This window comes from Georgenia daeguensis, from assembly GCF_039537705.1.
Classification (GTDB): Bacteria; Actinomycetota; Actinomycetes; order Actinomycetales; family Actinomycetaceae; genus Georgenia; species Georgenia daeguensis.
This window is the reverse complement of the sequence record NZ_BAABBA010000016.1, coordinates 1-18,380: the sequence shown is the minus strand read 5'-3', so window position 1 is coordinate 18,380 and position 18,380 is coordinate 1. Positions and strand designations below refer to the sequence as shown.

19 protein-coding genes and 1 tRNA gene are annotated in these 18,380 nt (G+C 73.0%); 14 read left to right on the top strand and 6 right to left on the bottom strand.

Annotated features, from left to right (window positions below; genetic code table 11):
• The first annotated feature begins 26 nt into the window (after positions 1–26).
• From ABD774_RS15020 to ABD774_RS15010, 3 genes are all read left to right on the top strand, one after another.
• Positions 27–1,271 carry an RNA polymerase sigma factor gene (locus ABD774_RS15020; RefSeq protein ID WP_345042809.1) on the top strand — a complete coding sequence of 415 codons (1,245 nt, stop codon included), beginning with the start codon at positions 27–29 and terminating at the stop codon, positions 1,269–1,271.
• A complete protein-coding gene (locus tag ABD774_RS15015; RefSeq protein ID WP_345042807.1) occupies positions 1,268–1,864 on the top strand; it encodes a hypothetical protein in 597 nt (198 codons plus the stop codon). Before ABD774_RS15020 ends, ABD774_RS15015 begins: the two co-directional genes overlap by 4 nt.
• Positions 1,865–1,971: 107 nt before the next feature.
• Positions 1,972–2,343: a DUF4180 domain-containing protein gene (locus ABD774_RS15010; RefSeq protein ID WP_345042805.1), complete on the top strand. Its 372-nt coding sequence runs from the start codon at positions 1,972–1,974 to the stop codon at positions 2,341–2,343.
• Here ABD774_RS15010 and ABD774_RS15005 read toward each other — a convergent pair.
• Together ABD774_RS15005 and ABD774_RS15000 are read right to left on the bottom strand one after the other, a co-directional pair.
• Positions 2,340–3,860, bottom strand: a complete 1,521-nt coding sequence (locus ABD774_RS15005) for an SPFH domain-containing protein (protein ID WP_345042803.1) — start codon at positions 3,858–3,860, stop codon at positions 2,340–2,342. The two genes, ABD774_RS15010 and ABD774_RS15005, sit on opposite strands and share 4 nt — an antisense overlap.
• A gap of 139 nt (positions 3,861–3,999) precedes the next feature.
• Positions 4,000–4,515: a hypothetical protein gene (locus ABD774_RS15000; protein ID WP_345042801.1), complete on the bottom strand. Its 516-nt coding sequence runs from the start codon at positions 4,513–4,515 to the stop codon at positions 4,000–4,002.
• Between the two features lie 289 nt (positions 4,516–4,804).
• Between ABD774_RS15000 and ABD774_RS14995 the strand changes: the two genes are divergently transcribed.
• The 3 genes from ABD774_RS14995 (at position 4,805) to ABD774_RS14985 (ending at position 7,911) form a co-directional block, all read left to right on the top strand.
• A complete protein-coding gene (locus ABD774_RS14995; protein ID WP_345042798.1) occupies positions 4,805–5,167 on the top strand; it encodes a DUF4190 domain-containing protein in 363 nt (120 codons plus the stop codon).
• 79 nt (positions 5,168–5,246) lie between these two features.
• Positions 5,247–7,415 carry a cell wall-binding repeat-containing protein gene (locus ABD774_RS14990; protein WP_345042796.1) on the top strand — a complete coding sequence of 723 codons (2,169 nt, stop codon included), beginning with the start codon at positions 5,247–5,249 and terminating at the stop codon, positions 7,413–7,415.
• A 79-nt stretch (positions 7,416–7,494) separates the two neighbouring features.
• Positions 7,495–7,911 (top strand): DUF6766 family protein, encoded by a 417-nt coding sequence (locus ABD774_RS14985; RefSeq protein WP_345042794.1) that lies wholly within the window; start codon positions 7,495–7,497, stop codon positions 7,909–7,911.
• Positions 7,912–7,959: 48 nt separating this feature from the next.
• Here the strand turns inward: ABD774_RS14985 and ABD774_RS14980 are convergent, their stop codons facing one another.
• Positions 7,960–8,613 carry a TetR/AcrR family transcriptional regulator gene (locus tag ABD774_RS14980; RefSeq protein ID WP_345042791.1) on the bottom strand — a complete coding sequence of 218 codons (654 nt, stop codon included), beginning with the start codon at positions 8,611–8,613 and terminating at the stop codon, positions 7,960–7,962.
• A gap of 252 nt (positions 8,614–8,865) precedes the next feature.
• Between ABD774_RS14980 and ABD774_RS14975 the strand changes: the two genes are divergently transcribed.
• Both ABD774_RS14975 and ABD774_RS14970 read left to right on the top strand, forming a co-directional pair.
• Positions 8,866–9,147 (top strand): hypothetical protein, encoded by a 282-nt coding sequence (locus ABD774_RS14975; RefSeq protein WP_345042789.1) that lies wholly within the window; start codon positions 8,866–8,868, stop codon positions 9,145–9,147.
• A 164-nt stretch (positions 9,148–9,311) separates the two neighbouring features.
• Complete coding sequence (locus ABD774_RS14970; protein ID WP_345042786.1) at positions 9,312–10,133, top strand: hypothetical protein; 822 nt, start codon at positions 9,312–9,314, stop codon at positions 10,131–10,133.
• Positions 10,134–10,177: 44 nt separating this feature from the next.
• Here ABD774_RS14970 and ABD774_RS14965 read toward each other — a convergent pair whose 3' ends face one another.
• The 3 genes from ABD774_RS14965 to ABD774_RS14955 all read right to left on the bottom strand — a co-directional run bounded on the left by ABD774_RS14965 (position 10,178) and on the right by ABD774_RS14955 (position 11,674).
• On the bottom strand, positions 10,178–10,546 hold the full coding sequence (locus ABD774_RS14965; RefSeq protein ID WP_345042784.1) for a recombinase family protein: 369 nt from the start codon (positions 10,544–10,546) through the stop codon (positions 10,178–10,180).
• Positions 10,547–10,642: 96 nt separating this feature from the next.
• Positions 10,643–11,530 (bottom strand): SMI1/KNR4 family protein, encoded by an 888-nt coding sequence (locus ABD774_RS14960; protein WP_345042782.1) that lies wholly within the window; start codon positions 11,528–11,530, stop codon positions 10,643–10,645.
• A gap of 60 nt (positions 11,531–11,590) precedes the next feature.
• Positions 11,591–11,674 (bottom strand) — tRNA-Leu (locus ABD774_RS14955).
• A 308-nt stretch (positions 11,675–11,982) separates the two neighbouring features.
• On the opposite strand from ABD774_RS14955, the gene ABD774_RS14950 reads away from it, so the two are divergent.
• The 6 genes from ABD774_RS14950 to ABD774_RS14925 all read left to right on the top strand — a co-directional run.
• Positions 11,983–12,699, top strand: coding sequence for an FHA domain-containing protein (locus ABD774_RS14950; RefSeq protein WP_345042779.1), 717 nt, complete (start codon positions 11,983–11,985; stop codon positions 12,697–12,699).
• A gap of 4 nt (positions 12,700–12,703) precedes the next feature.
• The gene (locus tag ABD774_RS14945) at positions 12,704–13,183 is read left to right on the top strand and encodes an FHA domain-containing protein FhaB/FipA (RefSeq protein WP_345042777.1); all 480 of its coding nucleotides are present in this window, start codon (positions 12,704–12,706) and stop codon (positions 13,181–13,183) included.
• A 5-nt stretch (positions 13,184–13,188) separates the two neighbouring features.
• Positions 13,189–14,484: a PP2C family protein-serine/threonine phosphatase gene (locus tag ABD774_RS14940; protein WP_345042775.1), complete on the top strand. Its 1,296-nt coding sequence runs from the start codon at positions 13,189–13,191 to the stop codon at positions 14,482–14,484.
• Entirely contained in the window at positions 14,484–15,947 is a 1,464-nt protein-coding gene (locus ABD774_RS14935) for an FtsW/RodA/SpoVE family cell cycle protein (RefSeq protein WP_345042772.1), read from the top strand. The genes ABD774_RS14940 and ABD774_RS14935 overlap by 1 nt, the downstream gene beginning before the upstream one ends.
• Complete coding sequence (locus tag ABD774_RS14930; protein ID WP_345042770.1) at positions 15,944–17,383, top strand: peptidoglycan D,D-transpeptidase FtsI family protein; 1,440 nt, start codon at positions 15,944–15,946, stop codon at positions 17,381–17,383. The genes ABD774_RS14935 and ABD774_RS14930 overlap by 4 nt, the downstream gene beginning before the upstream one ends.
• The coding region (locus ABD774_RS14925) for a serine/threonine-protein kinase (RefSeq protein WP_345042766.1) at positions 17,380–18,380 on the top strand (1,001 nt) is incomplete at its 3' end. The genes ABD774_RS14930 and ABD774_RS14925, both read left to right, overlap by 4 nt.

Here is an 18,380-nt window from a genome sequence, read left to right as displayed (position 1 = left end):
GGCGGAGTGACGACGGCGGTGGCGCGGTGACGCCAGCGGCGACGGACGCCGTCGGCCACGTCTTCCGTGAAGAGTACGGCCGGTGCGTGGCGACCCTCACCCGCGTCCTCGGCGACCTCACCTCCGCCGAGGACGCGGTCCAGGACGCCTTCGCCACGGCCGTTCAGCGGTGGCCGGCCGACGGCGTCCCGCCCAACCCTGGCGCCTGGATCGTGGTCACCGCCCGGCGCCGCGCCGTCGACCGCCTGCGCCGGGAGGCCAAGCGCGACGACAAGCACGCCCAGGCGGCGCTGCTCCTCGCGCAGGACGAACCTGAACCGGTGGGACCCGTGAAGGACGACCAGCTGCGGATGCTCTTCACCTGCTGTCACCCGGCCCTCGCGCCGGCGAGCCGGGTGGCGCTCACCCTGCGCACCCTCGGCGGGCTGACGACGGCGGAGATCGCCCGCGCCTTCCTCGTGCCCGAGCCGACGATGGCGCAGCGCCTGGTCCGGGCGAAGCGGAAGATCAGCGCCGCCCTGATCCCGTACCGGCTGCCCGAGGACCAGGACCTGCCCGACCGGCTGCGATCCGTGCTCGCGGTGATCTATCTCGTGTTCAACGAGGGCTACACCGCCACGGCCGGCGCCGACCTGACCCGCCCGGACCTCTCCACCGAGGCGGTCCGGCTCGGCCGGGTGCTCCTCGACCTCATGCCCGACGAGCCGGAGGTCCGCGGGCTCCTGGCGCTGATGCTGCTCACCGAGTCGCGCCGGCCCGCCCGCACCACGGCCGACGGGTCCCTGGTGCCCCTGCCGGAGCAGGACCGCTCGCGGTGGGACCGGGCCCTGGTGGCCGAGGGGCAGGAGCTGGTGCGCCAGTGCCTGCGTCGCAGTGCCCCCGGCCCCTACCAGGTCCAGGCCGCCATCGCCGCGGTGCACAGCGATGCCGTGAGCGCGGAGCACACCGACTGGTCGCAGGTTCTCGCGCTCTACGACCAGCTGGTGGCCATGGCGCCGACGCCGGTCGTGAGGCTGAACCGCGCCGTCGCCCTCGCCGAGGTGACCGGGCCCGGGCCTGCGCTGGAGGCGGTGGACGGGCTGGGCCTCGACGGCTACCACCTGTTCCACGCCGTGCGCGCGGACCTGCTCGCCCGGCTCGGCCGTCCGACCGAGGCCGCCGAGGCGCTCGAGCGGGCGGTCGACCTGACGGCGAACGAGGCCGAGCGGGATCTGCTGCGCCGCCGCCTCGCCGAGCTGACGAGGACCACCGGATGGAGGACCACCGGATGAGCGAGCGCTGGGAGAGCTTCCACGAGGCGGGCCGCCGGGTCGGCGCGTTGTGGCGTCGGTTCGACGACGGCGTCCTCACGTCCAGGATCGCCTTCCCCCTCGGTGACGCCGAGATGTACCGGGCCGAGTCGGTAATCGCCTTCGAGGGGGACGGCGTGACCTGGTCCGCGACCGGCTATCGGCAGGAGCCCGGTGGGGTCGCCTCCGCGGTCACCCGGACCGCTGCCGGGCTCGGCAGGGACACCCTGCCCAGTTTCGGCGAGTTCAGGCTCGTCCTCCATCTGCTCGAGACGGGTGCCGGCTCCGTGACGTTCCGGCGGCTGGACGACGGCACCCCCGACCGGGGCGCCCGGCCGGCTGTGCTGTCGAGGGTGGGAACCGAGACTGTCGCGCTGCCCGACGGGACGGGGCCGTGCCTGCGTGTGGACCTGCTGGTCGACGGCGAGCGTGCCGGCTCGCACTGGTCCGACGCCGACGGCGTGGTCAAGAGCGACTGGCTGGGCGCCGAGTCCTACCTCGTCTCGGCCGAGGACGCGCTGGCCGGGCTGCCCCCGCGGATCGTGGCGTTCCTGCGCGACGGGTTCGGCGACTGACGTCTCCGCCGGAGGCAGTGCGCGACCGCGCCCTCCCACCCTCCGGCCACCAGGCACCCCCCGATATCCCCTGGTCCCGTTCCTCCGTCGTCCGTAGCCTCGGGCTCATGCCCGTGGAGACCGTCAACGACACCGTCGTCCTGCACCTGCCCGAGACCGGAGCCCCGATCGCCGGCGGCCAGGACGCCCTCGACCTGGTCGGCGAGGCCTGGGCGGTCCAGGCTGAGGTGGTCGCCGTCCCGGCCGGCCGGTTGGCACCGGCGTTCTTCGACCTTCGCTCCGGCCTGGCCGGCGATTTCGTCCAGAAGCTCGTGAACTACCGGCTGAGGCTGGCGATCTTCGGCGACATCTCGGCGCACGTCGGAGCCAGCGACGCGCTGCGCGACTTCGTCCGCGAGTCGAACTGCGGCGGGCACGTCTGGTTCCTCGACGGCCCGGAGGACCTCGCGCAGCGCCTTGCGCCCGCGGCCGGGTCCTAGTTGACGACTCCGGTCCCGGCAGCGTCGGCCGGCTGACCTCGGCCGGTGATCTCGGCGTCGCCGTCGGCAGGGCGGGTCAGGCCGCCGGCCTGGGCGCCGGCGTCGAGACGGACGGCGCCACCTGAACGGGCGGCGAAGCCGTTGAGGAGCGACCCCAGGTCGATCCCGGACAGGCCCTGGACGACGGCCTGCCCCTCGCCGAGCACCTGCCCGGCGATCTTGGAGACCGCCCCGGCGCCGTCGGTGGAGACGACGGTGAGGTTGTCGATCTGCCCGACCGGCTCGGCGGCGGCGCGCATGATCTCGGGGAGCTTCGCGACCAGCTGCTGGACGATGACGGCCTGTCCCTGCTCGGCCAGCGCCTGGGCCTGCGCCTCCGTAGCCGCGGCGGCGGCGAGACCCTCCGCCTTGGCGGCCTCGGCGCGGGCCCGGCCGAGCGTCTCGACGGCCTCGGCCTCGTTCTTCTGCGCCGCCAGCTCGGCCTCGGCGAGGGTGCGGCGCTGGAACGCCTCCGCCTCCGCCTCGGCCTTCCGGGCGTCGCGCTCACCCTCGGCCTGCTTGGCCGCGGCGTAGGCGGCGGCGTCGGCCGGCTTGCGGACATCGATATCGAGCTGCTGCTCGGCCACCCGCGCCTTCTCCTGCAGGGCCTCACGCTCCTGCGCGGCGACCAGCCGGTCCTGCTCGGCGCGGGCGAGCTGGCCGGCGGCCTGGGCCTCGGCGCCGGCGCGGTCGGTCTGCGCCTGGATGGTGGCCTGCTTCAGGGCGAGGTCGCGCTGCCGCTCGGCGATCTGCTCCTGGGCATGGATCTGCGCGGTCTCCGAGGCCAGGCGCGCCTCGGCCTCCTGCACCTCTGCGATCTGCCGTGCGCGCGCCGCCTGGGCGCGGCCCAGGTTGGCCAGGTAGTCCGACCCCGGCGTGGAGATGTCGGAGAGATTCACCAGGTCGATGTGGAAGCCCTGCTGGTGCAGGTCGGGCCGGATGGAGTCGAAGACCTGCTTCTGCAGGGCCTCGCGGTCGGAGATGATCTCCTCCACCGTCATCGAGCCCAGCACGGGCCGCAGCGCGCCCTCGAGCGCCTGCTGCAGCGGCTGCTCGAGGTTGGCCTGCTGGCTGGTGAAGCGCTGGGCGGCCCGGCGCACGCCGTCGGCGTCGCCGCGCACCTTGAACAGGACGGACGCCTTCACCCCGACCGCGATGAAGTTCTTGTCGACGCCCTCCACGGTGAGCGACAGCTGGCGCTGCTCGAGGGAGATCTTCGTGACCGACTCGAAGAACGGCTTGACGAAGGCCCGCCCGCCGATGACGACCCGCGGCCCCCTGCCCTCGACCACCTCCGTGGAGCTGGGCAGGGCGTCGAGGCTGCCGGTGGGGCCGCCCCGGCCGTCGCTTCGGCCGACGATGACGAGGGCCTCGTTGAGGTCGACGGTGCGGATCGACCGCTTGACCGTCACGAAGACGACGAGCGCGACGACGACCAGCGCTGCGAGGAGCGGCACGCTCCCGAGGATCAGTTCCACGGACGGTTCCTTCGTTCGCCGGGCGCGCCGACGACGTCAGGCGCGGGTTTCAGAACGATTCTGCCGGAAATAGTCCGGCCGTATGTCCGGTTTTGTCGAGCGGCACCGACGGCCCCCCGTTGCCGCGTGGGACCGGCGGTCAGCCGGGCGGGACCTGGGTGAGGGACCAGGACAGGGTGCCGGTGGACAGCGGGCGGCCCTGGGCGCCGGTCAGGTCGGGCATCGTCACGGTGACGACGGCCTCGACGTCGTACGGCTGCTCGCGGGCCGGCAGCAGCCAGGTGTCGTCCGTGCCCGCGACCGGTGCCAGCCCCTCGAGCCGCACGCGGGTGCCGGCCTCCAGGTCGTCGCGGATCGGCTCGGGAGCGACCGCGAAGAGCTCCGCGGTGTCGAGCCGCAGGACCGCGCTGAGCCCCTCGCCCCGGACGGTGGCCCTGGCCGTGGCGGTGAACGTCACGGTCTCGCCCGGGACGACGACGAGCTCGCCGCCCGCGTGCCCGGGCGCCTCCGTCGCCACGCCGGTCGCCTCGATCTCCACCGTTCCGGAACCGACGGGCGCCCCTGAATCCATCGACCCGAACGCGTGCGGGGCACCCACCAGCAGCGCCACGCCGGCCAGCGTGGAGGCTGCGGCGCTGAGCGTGGGCCTGGACAACGTGCGACTCCCTGTGACGAACGCCGGGCGACGCCGGCGGATGGTCCGCCGTGCTCAGCACCGACATCTCGACAGTGCCAGCAGTTCGCCGGGCAAGCGTCCGAAACTCTGCCGCCACTACCTGCCATGGCCGATTCCTGCCAGGCGGGCTCGTCGACCGGCGCTTCGGGCAGGGGGCACCAACTTTCCTGACCGGTTCTGTCTCATAAACGCCGCCGTACCCCTACGCTTCGTTGACGTACACCGGGCGAGGGCCCGCCGTGACCCCCACCAGCAGGAGAGAGCAACGATGTCTGAGAACCCGTACCAGCCCACCCCGCAGCAGCACAGCACCCAGGGCCAGTACGGCTCCTACGGCGCCGGCGGGCACGTTCCCGCCGCCCCGCCCGCCTACGGCTACGACGCCACCTCGCAGGAGGCCAACAGCGCGGCGACCATGTCGCTCGTCTTCGGCATCCTCGGCGTCGTCCTCCTCCCGATCGTCTTCGGCCCGCTCGCCATCTGGCAGGCCAAGAAGGCCGAGCGGCTCGGCAAGCCCGCGACCGCGGGCAAGGTGCTCGGCTGGATCGGCGTCGCCCTGGTGATCATCGGCATCATCGCCTTCATCGCCTTCTTCGTGCTGGCGGGCGCCGCGAGCACCTCGGGGATCTGAGGCACGCCGCTACCGCCGCCGGCGCTCCCGCGTGCAGAATGACGGACAGACAGCAGTCGTCCGAAACGGAGATCCACGCGTGAGCGCCAGCAGCACCCCCCTGCGCCGGACGGCGGTCCGCCTCCTCGCGGGCCTCTTCGCCGTCGCCCTGCTCATGACGGGGCAGACCGCCGTCGCACACGCGGCCGAGGAGCGTTACCCCGCTCCTGCGGACGGCGCCTGGACGGTCGACGGGCGTGGGTGGGGCCACGGGATCGGCCTGTCCCAGTGGGGCGCCCAGGGAGCGGCCCTCCAGGGGCGCACCGCGGATCAGATCCTCGGCTTCTACTACCCCGGCACCACGAGCGGGAGCGTCGCCAACGACACCGTCGAGGTGGCGCTGTCCGCACTCGTCCCCACGAGCACCGTGACGCTGTGGGCCCCGGCGGGGCAGCAGGCGTTCACGGTGTCGGTCGACGACGGCGCAAGCCGCCAGGTCGGGGGCGGACGGCTGACGATCACGCGGAACGGCACGACCGAGTACGTCGTCGAGCGGCGGACGAGCCCGACGGGCGGCGTGATCGAGCGCCTCACGCTGAAGGGCACCCAGCTCCGGGTCGCGACCGGCGACGGCGTGGTCGTCGCCAGGACCAGCTCCGCCACCACCGGGACGTGGTACCGCGGCACGATCCGGCTGGCGCCCAGCACCGCGGCCGGGTCCTTCGACGTCGTCAACGACGTCCTCCTCGAGGATTACCTGCGCGGCGTCGTCCCGCGGGAGTCGCCGGCGTCGTGGGAGCTGGAGGCGTTGCGCGCCCAGGCCGTCGCCGCCCGCAGCTACGTGCTGAGCGAGGGGCGCAGGTCGACCTACTTCGAGACGTGCGACACCACGCAGTGCCAGGTCTACGGCGGCCGGGCCACCGTCGACGCCGCCGGCAAGGTCACCGCCAACAAGGAGCACGCCAGGACCGACGAGGCGGTCCGCACGACGGCCGGCACGGTCCGGAAGTACGGCTCGGCCGTCGCGTTCACGCAGTTCTCCGCCACCAACGGCGGGTACGGCCGGACCGGCAGCAAGCCCTATCTCGCCGCCCAGGCAGACCCGTACACGGGCACCGCTCCCGGGGACACCCGCACCCGGTGGACGAGCGAGCTGAGGGTCGACACCGTCGCCAGGCAGTGCCCCAGCGGCGGGAAGCTCAACACGCTGGTGGTCGTGTCGCGCGACGGCAACGGCGACCTCGGCGGCCGCATCACCAAGCTCCGTCTCGAGTGCACGACGGGCAGCCGGGAGCTGACCGGCACGAGCGCGATGGCGTTCGGGATGTACTCGCACTGGTGGAAGCCCCAGCCGGAACCCGTCACCACGCAGGTGGAGCGCCTCTCGGGGGCCGACCGGTACGCCGTCTCCGCGGCCACCTCGAGGGCCAACTTCGCGCCCGGCGTCGCCGTCGCCTACATCGCCAACGGTCTCACCTCGGTCGACGCGCTCTCCGCCGCCCCCGTGGCCGGGAAGAACGACGCCCCGGTCCTCCTCACGCAGGCCGGCTCGCTGCCCACCGCCGTCGCCGCCGAGCTCGAGCGCCTCCAGCCCCAGCGGATCGTCATCCTGGGTGGTGCGGGCGCGGTCAGCTCGGCCGTCCAGCAGCACCTCGACCGGTACACCGCCGGCCCTGTGGTGCGCTGGTCGGGCGCCGACCGCTACGCCGTCTCCGCCGCGGTGTCCCGGGCCAGCTTCAGTCCCGGGGTCGACGTCGCCTACGTCGCGAACGGCCTCACCTCTGTGGACGCCCTGTCTGCCGCACCGGTGGCCGGGATGCACGGCGCCCCGGTGCTGGTCACGCAGGCGGGGGCGCTGCCCACCGCCGTCGCCGCGGAGCTCGACCGTCTCAACCCCAGGAAGATCGTCATCCTCGGCGGGACCGGAGCGGTCAGCTCCACGGTTCAGAGCCAGCTCGGCCGGTACGCCCCGTCGGTGGGCCGATGGTCCGGCCCGGACCGCTACGCCGTCTCCGCGGCCGTCTCGCGAGCAACCTTCGACGCGGGCGCCCCGGTCGTCTACGTGGCCAACGGCCTCACGTCCATCGACGCGCTCTCCGCCGCCCCCGTGGCGGGGATGCGCGGTGCGCCGGTGCTGCTGACGCAGCAGGGGGCGCTGCCGACGGCGGTGCTGGCCGAGCTCGAGCGGCTTCGGCCCGGCAAGGTCGTGATCCTGGGCGGCACGGGAGCCGTGAGCACCGCGGTGCAGGAGCAGCTCGCCAGGATGTGACCGCGGCCGCGGACGCTCGGCGAGCAAGAAGGACCCCCTGGTGCCATCGTTTGACGACCACCGAGTGGAAGGGGTCACCGTGTCCAGCTCAGATCACCCACGCTTCGCGCACCCCCGGCCGCGGTTCTTCACGGCGTACTCGTTCGCGATCGTCACCGGGACGCTCTTCGTGCTGTCCTGGGTCGGGCAGTTCGTCTTCCAGCTCATCGAGGTCCGCAACGACGCCGCGGAGCACGGCCAGGTCTTCGAGTGGGCCCAGTTCTGGCCCCAGTTCTTCTCCTCGACGTTCGAGAACTGGCAGTCCGAGTTCCTCCAGCTGGTCTGGCAGGCGGCCGGCCTGGCGCTGTTCTACTTCTGGGGCTCCTCGCAGTCCCGCGAGGGCAACGACCGCATGGAGGCCAAGATCGACCGCCTCCTGACCGAGCGCGGCATCGACCCGCAGGAGTTCGAGATCGAGGAGGAGGAGCAGGCCACCGAGCAGAAGGGTCACCTCTGAGTCGACGGACCGCTTTCAGGTCCGCCGCGCCGTCGCCGTCCTGACCGGCTACCGGCTCCGCAGACCCCGGAGGGCGACGTCGACGAGGTTGGTCACGTACCGCTCGAGGTCGGACGCCAGCTCCTCCCGGGAGGCTCCCCGGGGCGCGATCAGCAGGTGGAAGATCAGCGAGCCCTCCAGCCCGTCGATGACCGCGCCGGTGTCCGTCCCGGGCGGCAGCTCGCCCTCGGCGACGGCCCGCTCCAGCCGGCCGGTCAGCGGCAGGATGCCGTGCCCGATGGACTCCTCGCGGATCTCCTGGAACTCGACCGGGTTGGCGGCGGCCGCGGAGACGATGTTGAGCATGGTCTGCCCCTCCTCGCCCAGCAGCGCCCTCCCACGGCCGGTGGCGTAGGCGATGAGGTACTCCCGCAGCGGCAGGCTCTCGTCCGGGCTGAGGTCGTTCTTCGACTCGAAGTCGCGGATCGCCTCGATCAGCAGGTCGTGCTTGGTGTCCCACCGCAGGTAGATGGACGACTTGCCGATGCCGGCGTGCGTGGCGACGGCGTCGAGGGTGAGGCCCGACCACCCGCGCTGGCCGAACAGCTCGATCACGGCCTTGTAGGCCCGCGGCTCGGTGTCGGCGTGCCGGGGACGGCCGGGCCGGCGGCGCGGTTCCTGCCCGTTGGTCTCCGTGGGGGAGGTCGCGGTCAGCTGTGTCATGTCGAGCCCCTTTGATCTCGCTGTTCCCCCGACCAGCGTCAAACGTGTGGACGGAGACTACAACGCGGCGGACGCTCACGAGCGGTAATAGGAGGGGCTCGAGACGATCGAGCGCATCTCCAACGCTTTTCCGCCGTACGCGCGGGAGTCGACCGCATCAGTCGGCGACAGACGTCTCGTTAGGCCTTCGCAAGGCCGGGTGCGGCTGGCAGAATCACCGCGCGCAGGAACGATCGGTCACGGGGAGGAACCATGTCCGCCGAGCACTCCTACGACGACCTGGACGATGGCACGGAGCTGGACGACGACCTGTTCGAGACCGACGATGACGACGAGCTCGACGAGCTGGGCGAGGACCGCGACCTCATCCGGGCGAAGTGGTCGATGGACGGCGCCCGCACCCTGTCCGATGCCGCCGCGAAGCTCGAGGCGCTCGCGCAGGAGCTGCGCGACCTCGAGGAGAGCGGCTGGCAGCTGACCGAGCCGGTTGCCGACGACGTCGGCATCATCGAGCAGGTCGACGCCGACGGCTAGGCCGGGCGACGTGCCTCGTCCCCGGCTCGTTCGCCAGCGGGCCGTCGAGGTCGTCGGCACCATGGGTTCCCCCGACGGAGGGAGCGGTCATGGTTCCTGGTGCGGCTTCGACGGCGGTGGGGCATGGCCCGCCGGCCCGCACGGCAGCGCGCAGGGTCGTCACGGTGGTGCTGCGGGTCTTCGGGGTCCTGCTCCGGGTGGCGGGCGTCCTCATGCTGGTGACGTCGGCGGTGCTCGGCATCCAGGCGTGGTGGTCGCGGTTCTCGGTCTGCCTGGTCCGTGGTGAGCCGCCGGTGCCCGGGTTGCCGGAGGACGGTGCAGGCGCCTGTGTGGCGCTCCAGGATCATCTGTACGACTACTCCGTGCCCCAGGCCCCGTGGGTCCCGATCGCTGATGCTGCGCAAAGGGAGGGGCTGAGTCTGATCGCTCTCGGGCTGGGGGTCGCGGTGGTCTCCCTGTCCCTGGGCGGCCGCTGGTTCGTCTGGCCGCTGTCGGTGGCCGGTGGTGCGGGCCTGGCCGCGATGTGGGCGGGGATGGGCGAGCCGGTGTGGCGGTCGGGACTGGCGGGGGAGCCGGTCGGGTTCGTCGACTGGAGGGCCGCGAGCGCGCTGGGCATGCTCACGCTGCTGTCCACGCCCGCCCTGGCGCTTCTGACCTGGTTCCACGGTGGCCGGGACGGCCGGCTGCTCGCGGTGTTCTGGGCGGCGATGACGGCAGCCCAACCGCTCCCGGAGTTGCTCTTCACGCTGTCCGTGTGGGGCTCGCACGACACCTCGCCGCTGCGGGGGTTCGCCAGGTGCGCGATAGTCGCGGTCGCGGCGGTGGTGATCGCGCTGACGTTGATCCCGGTGGACCGGCGTGATCGGCTGCTGCCTCGTCCCGTCAGAGCGTTGGGTCGAGCGGTGAGGAGGGCCCTGCCGACGGCGGCGGCCAAGATGCGAGAGCTGGACGGGCGGCTCTCCCCGAGCAGGCCGAGCCGGCGGTAGGTGGCCGGCAGACGGAACCAGGGTCTCGTTCCTCGAGCCAGAGGTCAGGCTGCGGTCGGATTCTCTGCCGGCGGGCTGGCCTGCAGCATGCTTTCCAGTGCCTCGAGCGTCGGGCCGGGGCGTTGGCTGGTGTCGACGCCGTCCCGGACGGCGAACACGGAGACGCCCATGTGCTCGAGGGCCCCGAGCGTGAGGGCCACATCGGTGCAGTCGGCGCCGAAGGTCTTCAGGTCGGTGACGACGACGGTGTCGCCCCGGCGCAGCTGCTCGAGCAGCAGCCGCCACGCCGGCCGCGAGCTCGCGGGTGTCGTGCCGCAGGCCACGTCGGTGAACGTCTCGGCCCGGCGTACACCGGCGCCTCGCAGGACATCGTGCTGGTCGCTGTCGTCGTCGCCCATCTCGTCGACCCGCACATACCCCAGTCGCTTCATAGGGCCACGTTACGGTCGGCTGCCGTCCGCCGCTCGTTGAGCGCCGCGCCGCCCTTCACCGACGCCGCTGCCGGGCGCTCAGCTGATCTGCGCGAGGTACCCCAGCCACTCTTCGGTGCGCCTCGACCGCGTGGTGGCGTCGTAGCTGACGAAGACCCGGACCGTGCTCTCGTCGTACGGCTGGCACCTGATCTCGCCCGCGCACTCCGTCAGGTAGAGGGCAGCAACCTCCTCGCCTGCGCCGTCGGCTTCGAGATCGCGATCGGCGAGGGTCACCAGCACCGTCCCCTCCATGTCTGCCCGGGCCTGGCAAGCCATGCGCGCGACCATCTCGGCATAGAGGTTCCCGGCCCCACGGCAGAGGAACTCCGCACGCTCCACGTTCCTGTATGGCCTGAACGTCGCACCTGTCCAGTGGTCGAAACGCCCGTCAGCCCTGAGGCGACTCACCCTGGTCCGGCTGGCGAGCACACCGGAGTTCTCCACCCACTCCAGCGCCTCCTGAAGGTTCTCGCCGGCGAGGTAGATCTCGTCAGCGTGCCTGGGCACCACGTAGAGCTCACGGGGCTTGCGGCCGTGGAACACCAGCTCGTCCCCGTCCACGGTGCGCGCGAGGACGATCGCCCGCCCGAGGTCTTCGGCGGAGAGCAGGGCCGAGTCCTGCCAGAAGTGGGCGTTCTCGCGCCACGTCCACTGCAGCTCCTCGTACTGCGCCAGGATCGACCGGGGCATGAGGACGTGGACGTATCCGGCGTTGTACTGCCCGGAGCCCAGCGTCGTGACGAACTCTCGGTAGCCGTCCGGGAACGTGGCGCCGATCAGATGCTCGACGGCATCCACGTCCTCGTGGCTGACGACATCCAGGTCGTTGCCCAGCATGTGCACGTCTTCGAAGGCCATCGATACCAAACGGTCCTGTTCGCACGGCGCGTCCCTCCGTTCAACCTGGCTCAGCACAAACTGCACCGGTAGAACGAAAAAAGTGGCGGGGCCCCGGACGACTGCCGGGATCCCGCCACTTTGCTGTGCGCGAGGGGGGAGTTGAACCCCCACGCCCTTTCGGGCACACGGACCTGAACCGTGCGCGTCTGCCTATTCCGCCACTCGCGCGCTTGAACAGCGAAGGAAACGTTAGCACGCAGCCCGGTCCGCCTCCGAACCGGCGGACGGCCGGGGGCCGTGATCCTGGCCACCTTTGCCACCGGGCCCGCCGCACCGCCGGTCGCAATACGGCTGTTCCCAGGCTTCGTCGTTACGATCGTCGTGCCGGACGTGTGTGCCGGTGCCGGGACGGACCCGGCGAGCGAACCCGGGCGGGCAGTCCGGGACGGACCGCCGAGCCACCCGGCCCGGCACAGGAGCCGGCGAGAGCCGGGCACGATCCGGGCCGCGACCCGCCCCGGGGAAGGAGGTGCGCGATGGGCGTCCTCGACCGCTTCGAGAAGGGCGTGGAGCACGTCGTCTCCGCCGCGTTCGCCAAGGCGTTCCGCAGCGAGGTCAAGCCCGTGGAGATCGCCTCCGCAGTGCGCCGGGAGATGGACGACCGCGCCGCGGCCGTCTCCCGCGGGCGCACCGTCGTGCCGAACGAGTTCGTGGTGGAGCTTTCCCCGACCGACCTCGAGCAGGTGGAGCAGTGGGGGTCGGAGGCCCTGGCCGACGAGATGGTCGGCGCCGCCACCGAGCACGCGTCCTCCCAGCGCTACTCCTTCGTCGGTCCCGTCGAGGTCAGCTTCGCCCAGGACGAGTCCCTCACCACCGGCCGCTTCACCGTCCGCTCGGCCACCCGGCGCGGCGCCGTCGCCCCGGCCACCTCCGCCGTCGCCTCGTCGCGCCACCCGATCATCGACATCGACGGCCAGCGCTACCTGCTGACCGGGCCGGTCACCGTCGTCGGCCGCGGCAGCGAGGCGGACATCGTCGTCGACGACTCCGGCGTCTCCCGCCGCCACCTGGAGATCCGGGTGACCCCGGCGGGCGTCATCGCCACCGACCTGGGCTCCACCAACGGCACGTTCGTCGAGGGCCACCGCATCGACGCCGCCACGCTGGTCGACGGCAACACCATCACCCTGGGACGCACCCGCATCATGTTCTGGACCGGCGCGGACGAGCCCGACGACGACGGCGGAAGGTGAACGCTTGAGCGAGCTCGTCGTCACCCTGCTGCGCTTCGGCTTCCTGATCCTCCTGTGGTTGTTCGTCCTCGCGGCGCTGAACGTCCTGCGCAAGGACGTCTTCGGGACGCGCGTCACCGCGCGCGGCCCCGGCCTGCGGCGTCCCGCGCGGCGGACGACGGCGGAGCCTCGCCCCGCCGGGGCCGCCCGCAACGCCCCCACCCGCCTCGTCGTGACGCAGGGCCCGCTCGCGGGCACCACCATCCCGCTCGGCCCCTCCGCCGTCCTGGTGGGCCGCTCGCCCGGCTGCACGCTCGTGCTCGACGACGACTACTCCTCCAACCGGCACGCCCGGTTCTTCCCCAAGGACGGCAGCTGGTGGGTCGAGGACCTCGGCTCGACCAACGGCACGGTGGTGGCCGGTGACCGTGTCACTCAGCCCGTGCAGGTCTCTCCGGGCACCCCGGTGCGGATCGGCCAGACCCTGATCGAGCTGCGCCGGTGAGCCCCATGTCCGTCCAGCTCCGCTTCGCCGCCCGCTCCGACGTGGGGCTGGTCCGCGCGACGAACCAGGACTCCGGGTACGCCGGCCCGCACCTGCTCGTCCTCGCGGACGGCATGGGCGGCCCTGCCGGCGGCGACATCGCCTCCTCCGTGGCGGTCGCCCACCTGGCGGAGCTCGACGACGCCCACAGCGCCGACGACCTCCTGGACCTGCTGCGCTCCGCCGTCGGCGCGGCGCACGCCGAGCTCATGGAGCGCTCCGAGGCCGACCCCGACCTGGCCGGGCTCGGCACCACCTGCATCGCCGTGCTCCGCGCCGGCAACAAGCTCGCCATGGTGCACATCGGCGACTCCCGCGCCTACCTGCTGCGCGACGGCGAGCTCACCCAGGTCACCACCGACCACACCTTCGTCCAGTACCTCGTCTCCACCGGCCGCCTCACGCCCGAGCAGGCCGAGCGCCACCCGCAGCGCAACGTGATCCTGCGCGCCCTCGGCGACAACGACGGCGAGGTCCAGCTCGACGAGTCCCTCCGCGAGGCCCTCCCCGGGGACCGCTGGCTACTGGCGTCGGACGGCCTGTTCGGCGTCGTCTCCCACGAGACGATCGCCGAGACCCTGACACATGTCGAGGACCCGGGCGAGTGCGCCGAGGAGCTCATCACCCTCGCCCTGCGCGCCGGCGGGCCGGACAACGTCACCTGCGTGGTGGCCGACGTCGTCGCCGACGGCTCCCCGGACGACGACCCCCAGGTGGTCGGCGCGGCGGCCCGCGACCGGCTGCGCGCCACCCGTGGCGGGGGCGGCGCGGCCGCCCGCGCCGCAGCCCTGACCAGCGCCCGCTCGCCCTCCCCGGTCAGCCCGGAGGACGACGACGAGCCCGAGCCGTCCCGGGCGCGGCGCTGGGTCGGGCGACTGGTCGCGACGGCGCTGGTCCTCGCGACTCTGGTGGGGCTGGGGTACGCGGGCTACTCGTGGACCCAGACCCAGTACTTCGTCTCGCCGTACGGCGACTACGTCGCCATCTACCGCGGCATCCCGCAGGAGATCGGGCCGATCCGGCTCGCCAGCCTGCACGAGCGCACCGACCTGCGCGTCGATCAGCTCGCGCCCGTCGCGCAGGACCGGCTGCAGAGCCCGATCACCCGCGCCTCCCTGGCCGAGGCGGAGGACGTCGTCGCCAACCTGCGCGAGTCCGTCGCCGAGCCCCGGCCCACGGCGGAGCCGGACGCGACGGCGGAGCCCGGGCCGACGGCCCCCGCCTCGCCCGCCCCCTCCCCGGCGACCACGGAGCCGGGCTGATGGCGATCGTCTCCCAGCAGCGTGCGCGGACCGGCCGCGGCGCCGAGCTGGGCCTGCTCGCGCTCGCCCTCGTGCTGGTGGTGGGCGCGTACGCGCAGGTCTCGCTCGCCGTCACCGGGGAGCTCCCGGCCAACCTCGCCACCCGGGCCGGCGGCCTCGCGGTGCTCGCGCTGGCGGCCCACATGCTCGTGCGGTGGAAGGCCCCGTACGCGGACCCGGTGCTGCTGCCCATCGTGGTGGCGCTCAACGGCATCGGGCTGACGATGATCTACCGCATCGACCTCGCCTCCACCGCCCGGGGCGGCGACGGCGGGGACGCCGACCGCCAGCTCATGTGGACCCTCGTGGGGGTGGTGGCCGCCGTCGCGGTCCTGTGGTTCATCCGCGACCACCGGGTGCTGCGGCGGTACACCTACACGGCCATGGTCGCCGGCCTCGTGCTGCTCGTGCTGCCGCTGGTGCCGGGCCTCGGCGTGAGCATCAACGGCGCCCGCATCTGGATCCACCTCGGCTCCTTCCTCTCCTTCCAGCCGGGCGAGCTGGCCAAGATCGTGCTGGCCATCTTCTTCGCCGGGTACCTCGTGACCAACCGGGACACCCTGGCGCTGGCCGGCCCGAAGGTGCTCGGCCTGCAGCTGCCCCGTGCGCGTGACCTCGGCCCGATCCTGCTGGCCTGGGGCGTCTCCCTCGCCGTCCTGGTCCTCGAGCGCGACCTCGGCACCTCGCTGCTGTTCTTCGGGCTGTTCGTGGCCATGCTCTACGTGGCCACCGAGCGGCTCAGCTGGGTCCTCATCGGCCTGGCGCTCTTCGCCGGCGGCGCGCTCACCGCCGCCGCGCTGTTCCCCCACGTCGACGCCCGGTTCGACGTCTGGCTCAACGCCCTCGACCCGGAGGTCTACAACCGCAGCCCCGGCGGTTCCGGACAGGTGGTCCAGGGCCTGTTCGGGATGGCCTCCGGCGGTCTGACCGGCACCGGCTGGGGCTACGGCTACCCCCAGCTGGTCCCGTACGCGAACTCCGACTTCATCGTCGCCTCGCTCGGCGAGGAGCTGGGGCTGACGGGCCTGCTCGCGATCCTGCTGCTCTACCTGACCCTCGCCCAGCGCGGGATGCGCGCCGCCATCGGCGTGCGCGACGGGTTCGGCAAGCTGCTCGCCTCGGGCCTGGCGTTCGTCCTGGCGTTCCAGGTCTTCGTCGTGGTCGGCGGCGTGACCCGGCTGATCCCGCTCACCGGCCTGACCACGCCGTTCCTCGCCCTGGGCGGGTCCTCCCTGGTGTCGAACTGGATCATCGTCGCCCTGCTGCTGCGCATCTCCGACGCCGCGCGCCGCCCCGCCCCGCCCGCGCCGGAGCCCGCCCCCGAGGACGTCGCTCCGGCCGCGCCCGTCGAGGTCGGCGAGGACGCCGCCCGCCGCCGGCCCGGTCCCGCGGACGGCCAGGCCACCGAGGTGGTGCAGCTGTGAACCAGCCGATCCGCCGCCTCGCCACCGTCGTCGCCCTGATGTTCCTCGCGCTGATGGTCTCCGCCACCTCCGTGCAGTTCTTCCAGGCCGGGGCGCTGAACACCGACGGGCGCAACGTGCGCACCGTGTACCGCGAGTACGGCCGCGACCGCGGCCCGATCGTCGTGGCAGGGGAGTCCGTCGCGTCCTCCAGCCCGGTCGACGACGTCTACGGCTACCAGCGCTCCTACTCCCCGGGGCCCCTCTACGCGCACGCCACCGGCTACTTCTCGACGGCGTTCAACCGGCTCACCGGGCTGGAGCAGACGGAGAACGAGGTGCTCAACGGCACCTCCAGCTCCCTGCTGCTGCAGCGCATCCAGACTCTCGTCACCGGCCAGCAGCCGCAGGGCGGCGCGGTCGAGCTGACCCTGGACCCGCAGGCCCAGGAGGCGGCCGCGGCCGCGCTCGGCGACCGCGAGGGCGCCGTCGTCGCCCTCGACCCGGCCACCGGGGCGATCCTGGCCATGGTCTCCAGCCCGAGCTACGACCCCAACTCCCTGGCCACCCACAACCGTGAGGACGCCGAGGCCGCCTGGACGGCCCTGAACGAGGACCCCGCCGAGCCGCTGGTCAACCGCGCCATCGCCGGCGACCAGTACGCGCCGGGCTCGGTCTTCAAGGTGATCACCGCCGCGGCGGCGCTCGAGGGCGGCGACCTGACCGCCGAGTCCGTCGTCCCCGGCCCCACCGAGCTGACCCTGCCCCAGACCAGCCACGTCATCCAGAACCCGCTGCAGCGGGCGTGCGGCGACGGCTCCGGGGACGTCCCGCTGATCGCGGCCTTCCGGCAGTCGTGCAACACCACCTTCGCCCAGCTCGCCATGGACATGGGCGACGACGCGCTGCGGGCCAAGGCGGAGGCGTTCGGCTTCGGGCAGCCGCTGGAGGTCCCGCTGCAGGTCACGCCGTCGCGCTTCCCGGCCGACCCGGCGCCGCCGGAGCTGGCGATGAGCGGCATCGGGCAGTCCGACGTGCGCGTGACGCCGATGCAGATGGCCATGGTCGCGGCGGCGATCGCCAACGACGGCGTGCAGATGCAGCCCCACCTGGTGGCGCGCGAGCTCTCGCCCGACCTCGAGGTCGTCCGCACCACAGAGCCGAACGAGCTGCGCGAGTCCGTCTCGCCCGTGACCGCCGCGGAGCTGACGAAGATGATGGTCGAGGTGGTCGCCAACGGCACCGGCACCCCGGCCCAGATCCCCGGCGTGCAGGTGGCCGGCAAGACCGGCACCGCCGAGATCTCGTCCGACGTCGCACCCCACTCGTGGTTCATCGGCTTCGCCGGGGCGGAGGCGCCCGAGGTCGCCGTCGCCGTGCTCGTCGAGAACGGCGGCGACGGCGGGACCACCGCCGGGCCGGTGGCGCGCGAGGTCATGGAGGCGGTGCTCCGATGAGCCTCTCGACCCCCATGGCACCGCGGACCGGACTCGTGCTCGGCGGTCGCTACGAGCTGACCACCCGGATCGCCGTCGGCGGCATGGGGGAGGTCTGGGAGGCCCTCGACCGTCGGCTCGGACGCACCGTGGCCGCGAAGGTCCTCCGCCCCGAGCTGGTGGGGGACGAGCTCTTCCTCGCCCGGCTGCGCACCGAGGCCCGCAACACCGCGGGGCTGCAGCACCAGAACGTGGCGATGCTCCTCGACCACGGCGAGCAGGAGGGCTCGGGCTACCTGGTGATGGAGCTGGTCCTGGGGGAGACGCTCGCGGACCGGCTCGACCGCGAGGGCACCCTGGCCGCGGACGACCTCGTGCCGCTGCTCGTGCAGGCCTGCCGGGGGCTGCACGCCGCGCACACGGCCGGCGTCGTGCACCGGGACGTCAAGCCGGCGAACGTCATCATCCGGCCCGACGGCACCGTCAAGCTCACCGACTTCGGCATCTCCCTCGGCGCCAACCAGGAACCCATGACGTCCGCCGGCATGGTCATGGGCACCGCGCAGTACCTGCCGCCCGAGCAGGCGATGGGCAGGGCGGCCACCCCCGCCGGCGACGTCTACGCGCTCGGCGTCATGGCGTACGAGTGCCTCGCCGGCCACCGCCCGTTCACCGGCTCCACCCAGGTGGACATCGCGTTCGCCCACGTCAACCAGCCGGTGCCGCCCCTGCCCGCCAGCGTGCCCGCGCCCGTGGCCGCCGTCGTGGAGCGGATGCTGGCCAAGGACCCCGCGAGGCGCCCGGCCAGCGCCCTGGCGTGCGCCTGCGAGCTCGAGGCGGCCCTGCACCGGACGACGCCCCGGCGCTCCCGGCGCGCGCCCGCGGCGGGCACCCGGCGTGCGGTGCGCGCCGAGCAGCGCGCCGACGACGGTGGGCCCGGGCTTCGCGCCCACGGCGGGGGCACCGCCGTCGCGACACCGGCCGCGCCGGTCGCCGGCCCGCCGGGCACACCGGTCGG